At 58.0% G+C, this 14,861-nt stretch carries 11 protein-coding genes and 3 pseudogenes; 13 read left to right on the top strand and 1 reads right to left on the bottom strand.

The window, feature by feature from the left end:
- From NKH01_RS31955 to NKH01_RS31935, 5 genes and pseudogenes are all read left to right on the top strand, one after another.
- Entirely contained in the window at positions 1-894 is an 894-nt protein-coding gene (locus tag NKH01_RS31955; protein WP_353024288.1) for an ABC transporter permease, read from the top strand.
- On the top strand, positions 891-1,910 hold the full coding sequence (locus NKH01_RS31950) for an ABC transporter ATP-binding protein (RefSeq protein ID WP_353024286.1): 1,020 nt from the start codon (positions 891-893) through the stop codon (positions 1,908-1,910). Before NKH01_RS31955 ends, NKH01_RS31950 begins: the two co-directional genes overlap by 4 nt.
- Positions 1,907-2,953 carry an ABC transporter ATP-binding protein gene (locus NKH01_RS31945; RefSeq protein ID WP_353024284.1) on the top strand — a complete coding sequence of 349 codons (1,047 nt, stop codon included), beginning with the start codon at positions 1,907-1,909 and terminating at the stop codon, positions 2,951-2,953. The genes NKH01_RS31950 and NKH01_RS31945 overlap by 4 nt, the downstream gene beginning before the upstream one ends.
- Before the next feature lie 264 nt (positions 2,954-3,217).
- Entirely contained in the window at positions 3,218-4,651 is a 1,434-nt protein-coding gene (locus tag NKH01_RS31940; protein WP_353024282.1) for an amidase, read from the top strand.
- Positions 4,652-4,687: 36 nt separating this feature from the next.
- Positions 4,688-5,246, top strand: a pseudogene (locus NKH01_RS31935) (transposase); the annotation flags it as partial.
- 449 nt (positions 5,247-5,695) lie between these two features.
- Here NKH01_RS31935 and NKH01_RS35395 read toward each other — a convergent pair.
- Positions 5,696-6,349, bottom strand: a complete 654-nt coding sequence (locus NKH01_RS35395) for a DMT family transporter (protein WP_502912708.1) — start codon at positions 6,347-6,349, stop codon at positions 5,696-5,698.
- Between the two features lie 1,407 nt (positions 6,350-7,756).
- Between NKH01_RS35395 and NKH01_RS31925 the strand changes: the two genes are divergently transcribed.
- From NKH01_RS31925 to NKH01_RS31890, 8 genes and pseudogenes are all read left to right on the top strand, one after another.
- Positions 7,757-9,766, top strand: coding sequence for a CocE/NonD family hydrolase (locus NKH01_RS31925; RefSeq protein ID WP_353024279.1), 2,010 nt, complete (start codon positions 7,757-7,759; stop codon positions 9,764-9,766).
- A 180-nt stretch (positions 9,767-9,946) separates the two neighbouring features.
- Positions 9,947-10,314: pseudogene (locus tag NKH01_RS31920) on the top strand (transposase); the annotation flags it as partial.
- A gap of 14 nt (positions 10,315-10,328) precedes the next feature.
- A pseudogene (locus NKH01_RS31915) lies at positions 10,329-10,840 on the top strand (IS110 family transposase); the annotation flags it as partial.
- Positions 10,841-11,525: 685 nt separating this feature from the next.
- Positions 11,526-13,109 carry an ABC transporter substrate-binding protein gene (locus tag NKH01_RS31910; RefSeq protein ID WP_353024275.1) on the top strand — a complete coding sequence of 528 codons (1,584 nt, stop codon included), beginning with the start codon at positions 11,526-11,528 and terminating at the stop codon, positions 13,107-13,109.
- Positions 13,110-13,190: 81 nt separating this feature from the next.
- Complete coding sequence (locus tag NKH01_RS31905; RefSeq protein ID WP_353024273.1) at positions 13,191-13,682, top strand: ATP-binding cassette domain-containing protein; 492 nt, start codon at positions 13,191-13,193, stop codon at positions 13,680-13,682.
- A 66-nt stretch (positions 13,683-13,748) separates the two neighbouring features.
- Positions 13,749-14,129 carry a transposase gene (locus tag NKH01_RS31900; protein ID WP_353024271.1) on the top strand — a complete coding sequence of 127 codons (381 nt, stop codon included), beginning with the start codon at positions 13,749-13,751 and terminating at the stop codon, positions 14,127-14,129.
- Positions 14,126-14,470, top strand: coding sequence for an IS66 family insertion sequence element accessory protein TnpB (gene tnpB / locus NKH01_RS31895; RefSeq protein WP_353024269.1), 345 nt, complete (start codon positions 14,126-14,128; stop codon positions 14,468-14,470). The genes NKH01_RS31900 and tnpB overlap by 4 nt, the downstream gene beginning before the upstream one ends.
- Positions 14,471-14,543: 73 nt before the next feature.
- A partial coding sequence (locus tag NKH01_RS31890) for an IS66 family transposase (RefSeq protein WP_502912707.1) occupies positions 14,544-14,861 on the top strand: 318 nt, incomplete at its 3' end.

Genomic DNA, 14,861 nt, shown 5'->3' with positions numbered 1-14,861 from the left:
ATGGTAAGCGTTGAAGCCATCCGTCCCGAAACCAACGATGCGATGGCTACCGGCGCCTTTCGCACCTTTTTGCGGCAATTTCGCAAAAACCGCCTGGGCATGCTCGGAGCAGTGCTTGTCGTACTCATAACAGCAAGCGCGATCTTCGCTCCGCTGATGATCACGCATGATCCGATCCGGATCATGGTCGGGCCTCGTCTGGCCGCACCTTCACTGGATTTTCTGCTAGGTACGGATCAACTGGGCCGCGACACGTTTTCTCGCGCTATCATGGGCGGCCGCATCCCGCTCCTCGTTGCGTTCGCCTCTCTAGGCAGTTCACTGGCAGTCGGCCTAGTCCTTGGTTTGATCGCGGGCTTCGGTCCGCGTTGGCTCGACAATTTGCTCCTGCTTTTCTTCGATACGATCCGGTCGTTTCCAGGGATCATTTTTGCGCTGGCCATGATCGCACTTCTGGGACCAAGTCTGGGGAGCGTCATTCTCGTCATCTCGATAACGTCCATGCCCATCTACGCGCGTGTCGTACGCACCCAGACAGAGGCGCTGCGCAGCAGTGAGTATATCGCTGCAGAGCGCAGTATGGGCGCCGGCACGACGCGCATCCTCGCCATTCATGTACTGCCCAATGTCCTCGGCCCGCTTCTCATTCTGGTGAGCATGGACGTGCCGGCCGTCATCGCCGTAGAGGCGGGTCTCAGCTTTCTCGGCATGGGCGTGCGACCACCAACGCCCGATTGGGGAGCTCTCCTCAACGATGGCTATAGCTACATTAACCAAACCCCTTGGCTGGTGATCGCTAGCGGCATTCCGATCGTCCTGGCAACGCTTGGCTTCACGTTCCTGGGCGAGGCGCTACGCGACATATTCGATCCCAAATTGCGGAAAGATCTATGAGACGAGACGATCCGAGACCGCCGTTCTCATCCAGTCGCCCGCTTCTTGAGATCCGCGACCTAAATCTCGATTTCGGCACACCGCGCGGGCGCGTCCACGCCCTGCGCAATGTGTCGCTCGATGTGCCAGCCGGACAGGTGGTTGGCATCGTCGGCGAAAGCGGATCTGGAAAATCGACGCTCGCCTATACGGTGATGGGCCTGCTTCCAGAAAATGCAGATGTCACCGCCGGCAGCATCCTGTTCGAAGGTAAAGACTTGCTCACGATAACTGCTCAGGCGCGTCGGAGCCTGCTTGGCGATCGTCTCTCCATGATTTTTCAGGATCCGATGACCGCACTCAATCCGGTGCGGACCATCGAGAGCCAGATGATCGATATCCAGCACCACGAACAAGGAAGCCGCCGCGAAAAGCGCGATCGAGCCCTCGAGATGCTTGATCGGGTCGGAATTCCCGATCCCCAAAGCCGTATTGGCGCCTATCCGCATCACTTCTCTGGCGGCATGCGTCAGCGCGTTTGCATTGCCATGGCGCTTCTTGTGAAACCCACGTTGCTCGTCGCTGACGAGCCAACCACCGCGCTCGATGCAACGCTGGAAGTGCAGATCATTCATTTGCTCAAGGATTTGCAAAAAGAAATTGGTTGCTCGATTCTCTTCATCTCCCACCACCTCGGCGCGGTGGCCGAGTTGTGCGACCGAGTCGCCGTCATGTATGCGGGCGAAGTGGTGGAGCAGGGCGCCGTTCGGGACATCTTCCACAATCCTGCTCACCCCTACACGCGCGCGCTGCTTGAGTGCGATCCCGGGCGTATCAAAAAAAGCACGCGCACTTTGCCGACCATTCCGGGCGAGGTGCCGAGTCTCCTCGGCAGCAGGGTGGGATGCATCTTCCGCACGCGCTGCCAACATGCGTACAACCGCTGTTCGCACGACAACCCGACTGAGTATCGCATCGGTGTGGATCAGGTCGCTCGATGCCATCTCCTCGACGAAGTGCGGTTGGTTTCGGCATGAGCGCGCTGCTTCGGGTTCAGGACCTGCGCGTCCGCTTCCGCACCATGGGTCCGCTGAAGGCGCTCGCAACCGGGACGAAAGCCCCTTTCATCGACGCAGTATGCGGTGTGTCCTTTGAAATCCGCAAGGGCGAGACGCTCGCCCTTGTCGGTGAAAGCGGCTCGGGCAAATCCACCATCGCGCGCACGATCATCGGCTTGCAGCGGGCTGTGAGCGGTAGCATTCGCTTCGATGGAGAGGAAATCGAGGAGCTCAGCGGGACCGAACGCAAACCCTATTTGCGGCGCATGGCGATAATGTTCCAGGATCCAATCGGCTCACTCTCGCCGAGGCTGACGGTTCGATCGCTCCTGACAGAGCCTTTTCGCATCCATGGATTAAAGCGTCGCGATGCCGGAGGCGAAGCCGAGCGCCTGCTTCGGATGGTCGGCTTGCCGGCGGATTTTGCTCGCCGCTATCCCCATCAGCTTTCCGGAGGTCAGGCCAGGCGCGTGGGTATCGCGCGTGCTCTTGCACTGAATCCGGACTTGATTATTGCCGATGAGCCGACCGCGGGCCTCGACGTCTCAGTGCAGGGGGAGGTGCTCAATCTTCTCGCGCGGCTTCAGGATGAACTCGGCATGGCGATCCTGATTATCACGCACAATCTTAACGTGGTCCGTCACATGACCGACCGTATGGCGATCATGTATCTTGGCCGCTTTATTGAGGTCGGCTCGACCGAACGTATCTTCGATCAACCGCGGCACCCCTACACCGAGGCGCTGCTTGCGGCCAATCCCGAGCCTGACCCGGATGCGGTGCTGAACCGGATCGAGCTCAAGGGTGAGGTGCCGAGCCTGTTGCGGCGGCCACCCGGCTGCGAGTTTCACACGCGCTGTCGCTACGCGCAGGATATCTGCAGCCGCGTCTTCCCCGAACCTTCAACAAGCCCGGATGATACCGAACACAGCTTCAGATGCCATTTCCCGCTCGAGCGTGAAATCATCTCCGGTTTGGACGGTCACACCCTGTCTCAGTCGGAACCAAACGATCGTGACTAAGGAGAGCCTTGGATGTTGCAGGCAGGAGCTTGGGTTGCCATCACTCGCAGAAGCGCGGAGCGAGCAAGTCTTTCGCTCTCCGGGCAGCAGGATTCACCTCTGATTCCACCGCCCGACTGTGGCGTCAATCAATTTCGGTAGCGCGCACCGCTGTTTTTAGGGGGAAGCGCTGTTGCTGAATGAAGTCGAGATTGGGCGGAGGGAACACGTCCATCCGATGAATGAACACTACAATTCTCGAAGAGTGGTTAAAGGAAAGCCCATATGAAGCTCCATGAATATTCGAGGTATGACGCCACCGGGCTCGCGGAACTAGTTCGCAGGCGCGAGGTCACCGCGGTAGAGCTTGCCCGACTCGCCCGTGAGGCCCACGATCAAGTTAACCCAACGCTCAACGCCGTGGTGGAGTTCTATGAGGACGCGGAATCCGTGCCTGGCTCAGATGCAGGTCCGTTCGGCGGCGTGCCCTTGCTGCGGAAGGATATTAGTGTAACCGAAGCTGGTCGCCTCTACGAATGCGGAACCCGGCTCTATCGAGGCTTCCGTCCCAACGTTGATAGCTATTTCGTTGAGCGGGCCAGGGCCGGGGGCTTGCGCATTGTGGGCCGCACGACGACAACTGAACTAGGAGTATCCGCCCTTAGTGAAACTGCAATGTGTGGAATTACGCGCAATCCCTGGAATCTGGATCGGACAGTAGGCGGCTCGTCCTCGGGGTCAGGAGCGGCAGTGGCCGCCGGCATCGTCCCCATAGCATCAGCAAGTGACGGCGGCGGATCCATTCGTATTCCGGCATCCTATTGCGGGCTGGTGGGTCTTAACCCCACGCGCGGGCGCATCTCCGGCGGGCCCAACGACCAGGATCCAGGGCACGGTATAGTTCGAAGCTTCGTCCTTTGTCGGACGGTTCGCGATATGGCGGCGGCCCTCGACGTGCTATCCGGGAGCTACCCGGGCGACCCGTTCCTTATCCGCCGCCCGGAACGCCCCTACGTTGAAGAGCTTTCGCAGCCGAGCGGCCGCTTAAAGATCGGCGTCGCATTGAGTTCATGGGCCGAGTTGAAGCTCGATCCGGAAATTCGCGACCGGGTGGCGGAAACGGCCAAAGTGCTTGAGGGAATGGGCCATGTGGTGGAGGAAATCGACCAGCCATTTTCTGCCTCGGATTATCGCGAGGTTATCGCTGGCTCTACTTATTTCGGCCGTGCAAATCTAGATGCCGTGGCAAGTGCTCTCGGCCGAAAAGTGGATGAAACGACACTCGAAAACATAAATCTTATATTCTACGAGAGGGCGAAGCATCTCCCGCTGTCCTATGCAGAAAAAATCTTCGAACACGCCCGGAAAATACGTTTCGATGTAGCAAAGGCCGTTCAGGATTTTGACATCTTGCTGACACCTACCATGCCTTGCACGGCTGTTCGGCACGATGCTCACTCAACTGAAAACATGTCGGTAGACGAGTATCTAACCTTGGACGCGGTGGGATTCTGCCAGTATCTTGGTGTATTAAGTGTGACCGGTCAACCGTCGGTGTCATTGCCGCTCTTCTGCAGCACCGAAGGATTGCCCATCGGGATTCAGATCGTCGGCCGCTTCGGCGATGAGGCGACTGTTGTCCGCGTTGCGCGGGATTTGGAACAGGCAATCCCTTGGACAAAACGGCGACCGCCTGTCTTTGCCGGGATAACGGGATAAGATCGGCTTCGGCAACGACGCAGGGTCTAGGCGGAGATCCAAGAAGCTGTCTCGACGGGGTTTTGGCTCCGCCGCGAACTGCTGGCTGAAGGGATCGAAAGCCACGTCGTCGATCCCGCCTCGATCGCGACATCTTGGCGGTGACGGCGGGACGACCGACAGGATCGACGGCGAAGTCATGGTGCAGACGCTACTGGCATACAAGCGCGGCGAGTCCCAGGTGTGGGCGATGAGTCAAGGCCCCCAGCCGGAAAGAGGGAGACCGCCGTCGCATTACTCGAAAGATTGTTGTTGCACGGGGCATCTCCGGATACGAGCCGCTGCGCCGCGATCGGCGGGCACGGCTTGAGGAACTGCGGGCCGGCGACGGCCGAGCTCTGCCAGCGCATCTCAAAGCGCAGATATGTCGCGAACTCGATCGGCTGGAACTGCTTCTCTAGTAAGTCAAAGCCGTGGAGGCGGAGCGAGCCGCGTGCTGGGCGAGGGGCAAGACGCGGCAACGCCCACCCCGGCCGCGATGTTGCTGGACGTGAAGGGCATCGGACCGGAGTTCGCCGCCATGCTTTGGTCGGAAGAAGGGTTCTTCCGCCATTTCCCAATTCCGTAATCCGCCAGGATCCGATCCGTCCTGGCCGATCAGGTGGATGAACCGATACCTGGCATGCGTGAATGCCGTTTTGGAGAATGGTTTCATCCTTTTGAGCCCTTGCCCGCCGGAAGCGGTTCAGGTATTGAACGGCGACCGCATCTGAGGTTCATCGTGCTCGGAACTGGTCGAATGCCATAGCGCCGGTAATCAAAGCGTTGCAACATCCGGTGACGGCCCAAGCGCGAATCTGATCGTCACGGATATTGCGGCCATGCTGACAAATGCCATAGGCGTTTGAATCCGAAACAAATGGTAGGCTTATCGATTAAGCCATGATGTCCTTGGAAGGTCTATGTCCTCGTTGTGGCGGGCGCCGCCGAAAGCATTGTTGCGGGTGTAAGCAAACTTCATATGACCCGGATCGGAATAGACGCCGATCATGTCAATATTCTCATTTAATGGGTCCCCGCGTGCGAGAAAACCTGCATAACAACGACGCCGCTGACGATTAACATAATCCCGCCGATTGCTGCAGTATCCAACTTCTGCCCAAAGATGACCGCGCCGATAGCCGCAGTAAGCACGATCCCCAAGCCTGACCATATCGCATAGGCGACGCCCAGTGGCAGGCTTTTCAACGCTTGCGTGAGAAAAAAGAACGAAATTCCATAGAGGACGATGCAGGCCAGAGTTGGACTTAGTTTAGTGAACTGGTTGGATTTCTGCAGAAACGTAGAGCCCGTCACCTCGAACAGGATTGCGAGGCCGAGCCAGGAATAGCTGAAAAGAGAGTTTCTCACAGCTTTGTCAATTTCTTGGGTTCTGACTGCATGACACCCCGAGCCGATGTTTGGCCGTGCACCCTTTTGAAGCTTCTTGTGAAATGGGAAGCGTTCTTCATGCCAACCTCCAGCGCGACTTCTATGTTCGAGGCCCTCGTCTTTAAGATCGCTCATTTTGCGGAATGCACGCATTTTTTTGATGGCTTGTACCGGGAGAGTTCCGTTGTTTCGATGCAGACCCGCTCGAGATGCCGTCGGATCCTTTCTGCCCGGTGGCGACGCCGTTCGACGAATGGGTGTTGCACGCTGGCTCACGACAATCGGCATCGCAAGAGGTGACCGGCACTGCTTGGGAGGGACCTGATAGCGCCGGCCAGGCGGAATCAGGGTCCGCCGTAGGCCAGAATAGTTGAGGAGCCATATTGTCGATCACGCAAGCTCTCTGGCCTTAGCTCACATCTAAGAGGTCATCGATGTGATCCTTGTATCGGGCGGCGTAATCGATCTTTTCCCGCTCGCAAACGGCGTGCACATCGCCGCACACACCGTGAAGCTGAGCTTTGTTCGTCACCCGCACCCTCCCGACAGACAATAACTTTCTTGTTTTACGCGGTAGGCATGGATTCGCTCCGGAGTGCTCTAAGTTGCACCTCGAATTGGCGTCCTGTCGAACCTTGCCAATGTTCGGGGCCAGCGCTTGCGGGGCTCGCAGCCCGAGTCATTTGATATTGAACATCGCGATGCTTATAGGTAACGGGGCGGGATGCAATTTACTTTTTATCAAGGCGAGGATAACAATTACTCATGTCGAAGGATTGTCGACGGCTTCCGTCAAGCACGCTACGCGCATTTGAATGCTGCCGCACGGCATTTGCGTTTTACCAAGGCTGACAAATGAGCTTTCAGTCACTCAAGCGGTAGTGAGCCGCCACGCTGGAGAACCACCTCGACACCCAGCTTTTCAACGCGGAAACCAGAAGGTGTCATTGTCGCCGGCGAGGAGTTGTTTGAAGCTGCGACCCTTAGCCTGGCGCATATTGCAGCAGCTTTTGACAGTGTGCGGAAAAGGCAGAAAGCCCGACGGTTGACCGTCGGCATGCCAACTTCATTCGCCACGCTGATGAGCCGTAGGATTGGAGATTTCGTTGCGAACAACCCAGAGGTCGAACCTTGGGTCCACTGGCTTGGGCAGTTCGGGGGTTTCGTCCGAATTCAAACGCGCCATCACCTTCAGTAATATCCAACGAGATCCCGTCAGTGATCAAGGACTACGGCATCGGGCTGGGCTTGCGTCATTTGGCAAGTGATTACCTCAATGAGGTACCATAAGGCCTCAGAGGGAAAGCTATCCAACTGGCCGAAAACATCATTGGTAATTCCCAATACCGCATTGAGCGAGATACGTTCAGATCTTACGCAATTGGCTGATCACCCTGGTCGCAGATCTCAATCCGGTCCCGCCAGCACCAACTGCAGAACCATTAAGGCCACACCCGTTGCACCCAGCGAGATATCAGCTGGCCATCCATCCGCCTGATAACATTTAGTCGTGCGGTACATAACTTTTTATTCCGTTGTTTTGTTGCTCCCGGGTCCCTAGCGTTCCCAACAATAAGAGGCAACAGCCTCTCAAGCTGTGCTGACGGTCCGTGACCTAAACAACTGTCGGAGACATCTATGAGCACTACGACAGACCGAATCCCTGAGGTTATAGCCCGGACAGGTCCACGCAAAGTGCGTGAAATCGAGAACATCTGGATTCCGATGTCCGACGGCACCAAGATTGCGGCACGGATGTGGTTGCCGGAGGACGCCGACGACAATCCGGTGCCCGTGCTCATGGAATATATCCCTTACCGCAAGCGTGAGAATACTAGCGGGATGTACCGCTATTTGGCCTCCTATGGATATGCCTGTGTGCGACCGGACATTCGCGGATCAGGGGATTCGGAGGGACTGCCGCAGGACGAGTATGTCAAGCAGGAGCAGGACGACGGCGTCGAGATCATTGCATGGCTCGCCAGGCAACGCTGGTGTTCCGGCAAGGTCGGTATGTTCGGGATTTCCTGGGGCGGTTACAGTGCACTGCAGGTGGCTGCACGACGTCCACCTGCGCTCAAGGCGATCATCACGGTTTGCTCGACTGAGGACCGCTATACCGAAGAGCCCTACACCGGTGGTTTGATAATGGAGGACATGTTCGGGATTGCATGGGGTGCCCGTTACCCCGTGATTACTTGCAGTCCTCCCGATCCGGCAGTCGTTGGCGACCGCTGGCGCTCCATGTGGATGGAGCGCCTCAATAACATGGACTACTATCCCATAAACTGGATGACCCACCAGGACCGCGACGCATACTGGAAGCATGCGTCACTCAATGAGGACGATGGAAATTACAGTGCCATTCAATGTCCCGTCTATGCCGTAGGTGGTTGGTTCGATGCTTATCGCCGTACGGTTCCGCGCATGCTCGCCAACCTCAAATGTCCGCGTAAAGGACTTGTCGGCCCCTGGGGCCACCAATATCCCAACATCGACAATCCGGGTCCGGGTCCGACCATAGACTGGCTCACTGAGTCGCTGCGTTGGTGGGATTACTGGCTCAAGGATATCGATACCGGCATTATGGCCGAGCCGATGTACCGGGTCTGGATGCAGCAAGAGCCGTCAGTGCGCGGCATGTGCCAGATTCCCGACCGATGGGAGATTCCCGGCCGGTGGGTGGCCGAGAATAGCTGGCCGTCGCCTCGTATCAGGCCACGCAAGCTCTATTTGACCAAAGACGGACTGGAGAGCAATGCCGGGGCTGAAACAGCACGTGTTCTCAAGCCTTTGCAGACGGTCGGAACAACGGCCCCTGGTTGGTGGTTGAGAAGCGCCGAAGATGCGCCGATAGATCAGCGAATTGACGACGCTCGCTCACTGACTTTCGATTCCGAGCCGCTCGAGGGGGATTTCGAGATTCTCGGCGCGCCTGTGGTCGCTCTTGATCTGGCGGTTGATAAACCGGTTGCACTCCTGGCCGTCACACTCAATGAAGTCGAGCCGGACGGCCTGTCGAAGCGAATTACCTATGATGTGCTTAATCTGACCCACCGGGACAGTCATGAGTTTCCTGAGCCGCTGGTGCCCGGCAAACGTTATCGCATCCGCATGCCGCTGCAGGATTGTGCCCATGTTTTCAAATCGGGCAGGCGCATTCGTATCACCATGGCGACTTCACATTGGCCGGCATACTGGCCGTCACCTGAGCCGGTGACGCTGACGGTTTATGCCGGTCGGTCCGAGCTCGATCTGCCGGTACGACCGCCACGGGCCGAGGACAGGGAATTGAAGCCGTTCGGCCCGGCTTTTGTGCCAGAACCGACCTCCGGACGAACCATTTTGCAAGACGCGCCACAGCCAACCAGAGTCTCTGAATGGGATGCCACAACGAGCAAACTTACGATACGCAACGCCCAAGGCGACGGACCATCTCGAATTGATGCCATCGGCACAGAGATGTGGACGACAGAACGCGAGGTGAAGGAAATACTTGACCACGATCCTACCAGCGCCAAGATCGACGCACAATGCATCACGGCGTACAAACGTGGCGACTGGGACTGCCGCGTTGAGAGTCGCCTGGGGGTGAGCGTTACCAAAGACGACTTCTTGTTTGTGGGTCAGATCAAGGCCTTCGAACATGACTCGGAGGTCTTCACCAAGACCTGGAACCGTACAATCCCGCGCAGGCTGGTCTAGCAGGCCTCTGATTGGGGTCGTTGACGTCAAGCTCCTCCTGCTTTCTTTTCCGGACAATGTCGCCCCGCGGGTCACTCGCTGAGCGAGCAGGCGCCCCGCTCTACTTGGCCCATCATGCGGCGGCCATGCGCCGACCGCGAAGAGAAGCTGCGGATGCGGTGCTTTATCCGCCCGATCCGCCGTCCGTCGATAGCGCCGCAGCGTTGTCTGCTCGCGATGCTGTTGCAGACCTTTTCCTGCACCCCTCCGAGCGTCAGTTGATGGAGCGGATGGAGTTCGATCGTTTGTTCCGATGGTTCGCGGGTCTTGGTGTTGACGATCCGGCCTCCGCTCACTCGAGATTCACCAAGAACCGAGACCGTTTTCTGGAAGGCGAGATCGCGGAAGTTCCTGCGCGCGATGCTGGCGTAGTCCCGCGGGAAGCGGTTTGTGTCGTCGAAGCATTTCTCAGTGGGACCGGACGCTGATCCTCGATCAAGAGTTTCCGGCGCAAGGATGGCGGCGACAATGGTCTGGACGGTAGTGGCTGCAACGCCGAACGCGGTTTCCGCAAATAGAAGCGCCCAAGGTGCGGGTTAAGATGAAGCAGGTGAATGCGCCTTCGTTCGATCTCCGCAGTGCACTTTATTTGTGTGGTTGGCGTCGATCTGACCCAGATCGATGGCCTGGGGCGATCAGGGAATGTGGCACCGATCTCAGCGCTTGCCCGAGCGCCAACACTTCGCGTTCTGGGTTTGCCTTGCGCAGGGCAACAAGATATTCGGCGGCAAGTTGCTATCGTCTCGAAGGCGCCGATCTTCTAGTCGCGCGGCTGCCCTTTTGCGCCTAGCAGCAAGCACGATCGGGCGTAGCGATACCGCCCTCGGGGCCTTCTATTGTCGCCTGTCATCGCGGATTGGCAATCAAAAGGCATTCACTGCCGCCGCCCGCACCACCCTGCGCCTCGGCGTGACCTACCGTGACCCCGGCGCAGATGCCTATGAAGAACGCCATGGCACGCGCGTCCCCGCAAACCTGCATCGGCGCACCAAGGCTCTCGGCTTTGCCCTCACGCCAATGCCAGCCAGCCACTGAGTTATTAGGAAGGCCGCAGCCTATTTCGCGAGGGAGATGACATGAGGCTCGCTTTCGTCGCCGAGGCACCGGAACATCTGGCCGGCGGCATGGCTTCATTCGACGACAGACAATTGTGGCGCGACAATGAAGCTGCGGGACGGCATATGAGTTTTACCAAGGCCGGCAATGAGCACTCGGCCACTAGGTCGACCTTTGGATTATGCGCAACGAAATCTCCAATCCGACGGCTCATAAACAGCGTTGCGGACGACATCGGCATACCGATGGGTCAACCGTCGGGGTTTCTGCCTGCTGCACACACTGTCAAAAGCGACTGCAACGTACGCAAGGCTCAGGGTCACACATTCGAACAGTTCCTCGACGGCCGGAGACGATGACACTTCGATGCCGAATATGTGCGGGCAACACCAGTCGGATGCAACGAGATATCAGCTGGCCTACAGTGCCGCCATCCCTGATAACATTTAGTCGTGCGGCACATAACTTTTTCTTCCGTTGTTTTGTTGGTCCGTGGTCCCTAGCGTTCCCAAAACGGCTCGGCGAATGGACCGGAATGGGAACCAGGACCTTACGCCAGTGTGACTTCATCTCCAAACCAGCTACCTCTCTACACAAACTCGATCTGACCTAAACCTTCCCTGTGACTGTTATCGACTAAACAAAATCAAAATGGGAGCAGATCATGAAACATGCCATGGGCAATGCAAGCCGCCGGTCCTTTCTCAAGACCGGCGCCGTGCTTGGCGGGGGGGTCGTCGCTGGCGGCATGCCCTTGTCGCAAGTCATTTGGGCGGCCGAAGGCAAAGTGCTCAAGGCGTGTTCCGACGGAGACCTCACCAAACTCGATCCCGCTTTCAACGCGCGAGCGGTGGAAACGGACGTGATGAACTGCATTTATTCGAGGCTCACGCGCTACAAGCGGGGCTCTGAATGGGGTTGGGAGCTTGATGCGGCAGAAAAAATGGAACAGGTCGATCCTACGCATGTTCGCTTCCGGCTGAAGAAAGGCATCACGTTCACCGGCGGTTACGGCGAGATGACTGCGAAGGACGTCAAGTTCTCCTTCGAGCGCATTATAAAACTCAATTTACCGCTCAAGCCGAATTGGGGTTCGTTGGATCATGTCGAGTTGGAGGACGACTATACTGGCGTAATCGTATTCAAGGCGCCTTTTATACCTGTTTGGCTCGTTTCGCTCCCCGATGCTGCCGGTCAAATCATTTCCGAGAATGCCGTAATGAAGGCAACCAAGGACGGCGGTGATTTCGGCATGAAGCCGCCAGCTTTCTCCGGCCCGTATGTGCTCGCCGACTGGAAGCCCAACCAGTATATACTCTTGACCCGCAATCCGGAATGGTCGGGCCCGAAGCCGGGCTTTGACGAAATCCGCATCGTGCCGGTCGACGACCTTAAGGCCCGGGAACGCGCCTATCTGGCAGGCGATACGGATTTCAGTGATATCAGTCTGGATTCGCTTGCAGGCCTCAAGAGCAACCCGCCCGCCAACACCAAGGTCGAGGAATGGCCCTCGCTCTGGTATTATTGGATCGGCATGAACATGGATCACCCGAAGCTGAAGGACATCAATGTCCGTAAGGCGATCCAATGGGCGATCAATGTGCCGCAGATCCTGGACGCTGCCTATTCGGGCCAAGTCAACGTGGCGACAGGCCCGATCGCTCCGGGGCTCGTCGGGCACCGTGCGAAGGCGCTCGTTCCGCCAGAAGGCGATCTCGCAAAGGCAAAGGAGTTTCTGGAAAAGGCCGGTGTGAGCGATCTGAACTTGACCATCGATTGTGCAAACGATAGCGTCAATTCAACTATTGCCCAGATGGTGCAGGCGCAATTGTCCCAGATCGGCATTTCGGTCGAGGTCAATGTCCGAGATAACAGCACATTCTGGACGCTCGGCATGGAGTCGGAAGGCGAGCGCTGGAAGGACCTGCAACTCTTCATGATTGGGTTCTACGGTCTGCCGGATCCGCATTTCAATGTGACCTGGTTCGTGCAAGATCAAGTGGGCCTCTGGAACTGGCAGCGCTTCCGAAGCACACGCTTTGATGAGCTGATCGCTAAGGCGGTCACGATCGACGACCGGGATGCGCGGGCGAAGCTCTACTATGAGATGCAGGATCTATTGGAAGAATCGGGCGCATTCCGCTTCCTGACCAACGGGGCGAAACCGATAATGTACCGCACTACACAAATGGAAGCTGCAACCCGCCCGGACGGAACCCCCCTCTACGTCGATTTCCAGCCGGTTTAGGCTCGAGCAATGTGAGCGGGCGGGAACCCATGTGGATCTATCTCCTGAAACGCCCTCGCGATCGCAATCATTGCGATCGCGGTGACGCTTCTGTTCCTGATGATCAGAGCGGTGCCCGGGGATCCTGCCGCAATTCTGCTCGGACCACGGGCGATCCCCGACGCGGTATGCGGTGTGTCCTTTGAAATCCGCAAGGGCGAGACGCTCGCCCTTGTCGGTGAAAGCGGCTCGGGCAAATCCACCATCGCGCGCACGATCATCGGCTTGCAGCGGGCTGTGAGCGGTAGCATTCGCTTCGATGGAGAGGAAATCGAGCAGCTCAGCGGGACCGAACGCAAACCCTATTTGCGGCGCATGGCGATAATGTTCCAGGATCCAATCGGCTCACTCTCGCCGAGGCTGACGGTTCGATCGCTCCTGACAGAGCCTTTTCGCATCCATGGATTAAAGCGTCGCGATGCCGGAGGCGAAGCCGAGCGCCTGCTTCGGATGGTCGGCTTGCCGGCGGATTTTGCTCGCCGCTATCCCCATCGTAAGCGCCAAGCCGACCCCATCTGGCGCGGCTTGAGGTGATGAGCGAGAGATAGTGACACTGAAGAAGCCGAGGAGCTTACAGTGTCAATTTCTATGTCTGCGCCTATGCCTGATGATAGAAGTTTCCATGTTCTTGAAGCGGTTGCCAACCGACTGGAGGCAAGCCCGCAGCGTCCGCGCCGGCGCTGGTCGGCGGAAGCGAAGTCGCGGCTGATCGAGGCGACACTGAAGCCGGGCGCGAATGTATCGGCCATCGCCAGACAAGCGGGGATGGCGCCAGCCCAGCTGTTCGGCTGGCGGAGCAAGGCGATCAAGAGCGGTGCGGTCACGCCGCGGCGAGATGCGGATCGGCTTGGCTTTGTCGAGGTCACCCAAGCGGCGTCTTCGGCAGTGGAGATCTGTTTGGGCGATGTGGTCATTCGGGCCGGCGCCGACGTCGGCCAGGATCATTTGGCCAGGATTATCCGGGCGGTCCGCCAGGCATGATCCCGGCCGGCGTGAAGGTGTTGGTCGCCAGTCATCCCGTCGATTTTAGAAAAGGTCCCGACGGCCTTCTGGCACTGGTGCGCGATGCCGGCTCGGATCCGTTCAACGGTGCGCTTTACGTCTTCCGTGCGAAAAGAGCCGACAGGATCAAGATCGTTTGGTGGGACGGCTGCGGCGTGTGCCTCTATTTGAAGCGACTTGAAAAGGCGAAGTTCTGCTGGCCGCGGATCGGTCATCACCGGGTTCAGCTCAATCATGCCCAGCTCATGGCCTTGGTCGACGGAATGGACTGGAAACGGGTGCGGACAGAGACCGTCAGGCGGCCGCAATCGGTTGGGTAAAACCCTGCGGCATGATGAATCAGGGGGCTGAAAAGGCGGGAAAATCGCCCGCGAATATGCTCTGATTTGGGCCATGTCGGCACCCGATCTTGCGCTCCCGGACGACGTTGACGCGCTCAAGGCGATGGTTGTTGCCATGGCCGAAAAAGCCGCCGGTCTGGAAGAGCGCAATGCCGATCTCGAAGCCCACAACACGCATCTCGAATTGGTCAACAAGAGCGCCGAGGAGCGGATCGCACGACTGACGGCGGTGGTGAAGATGCTGGAGCGGTCGCGCTTCGGCAGCCGCTCCGAAAGGTTGCGGGTCGGTGCGCTGAGCGAGGAGCAGTACGCTCTGGTCTTCGACGAGATCGAAACCGGCGTGGCGGCCATCCAAGCGCAGATGGAGAAG

The organism is Mesorhizobium sp. M1403, assembly GCF_040317695.1.
GTDB lineage: Bacteria > Pseudomonadota > Alphaproteobacteria > Rhizobiales > Rhizobiaceae > Mesorhizobium.
This window is presented reverse-complemented; position numbering and strand designations above follow the sequence as displayed.

What these genes read in the sequence shown, in the direction of transcription:
- NKH01_RS31955 (WP_353024288.1), top strand. Translation starts at nt 1, where the DNA reads ATGGTAAGCGTTGAAGCCATCCGTCCCGAAACCAACGATGCGATGGCT.
- NKH01_RS31950 (WP_353024286.1), top strand. Translation starts at nt 891, where the DNA reads ATGAGACGAGACGATCCGAGACCGCCGTTCTCATCCAGTCGCCCGCTT.
- NKH01_RS31945 (WP_353024284.1), top strand. Translation starts at nt 1,907, where the DNA reads ATGAGCGCGCTGCTTCGGGTTCAGGACCTGCGCGTCCGCTTCCGCACC.
- NKH01_RS31940 (WP_353024282.1), top strand. Translation starts at nt 3,218, where the DNA reads ATGAAGCTCCATGAATATTCGAGGTATGACGCCACCGGGCTCGCGGAA.
- NKH01_RS35395 (WP_502912708.1), bottom strand. Translation starts at nt 6,349, where the DNA reads ATGCCGATTGTCGTGAGCCAGCGTGCAACACCCATTCGTCGAACGGCG.
- NKH01_RS31910 (WP_353024275.1), top strand. Translation starts at nt 11,526, where the DNA reads ATGAAACATGCCATGGGCAATGCAAGCCGCCGGTCCTTTCTCAAGACC.
- NKH01_RS31900 (WP_353024271.1), top strand. Translation starts at nt 13,749, where the DNA reads ATGCCTGATGATAGAAGTTTCCATGTTCTTGAAGCGGTTGCCAACCGA.
- tnpB (WP_353024269.1), top strand. Translation starts at nt 14,126, where the DNA reads ATGATCCCGGCCGGCGTGAAGGTGTTGGTCGCCAGTCATCCCGTCGAT.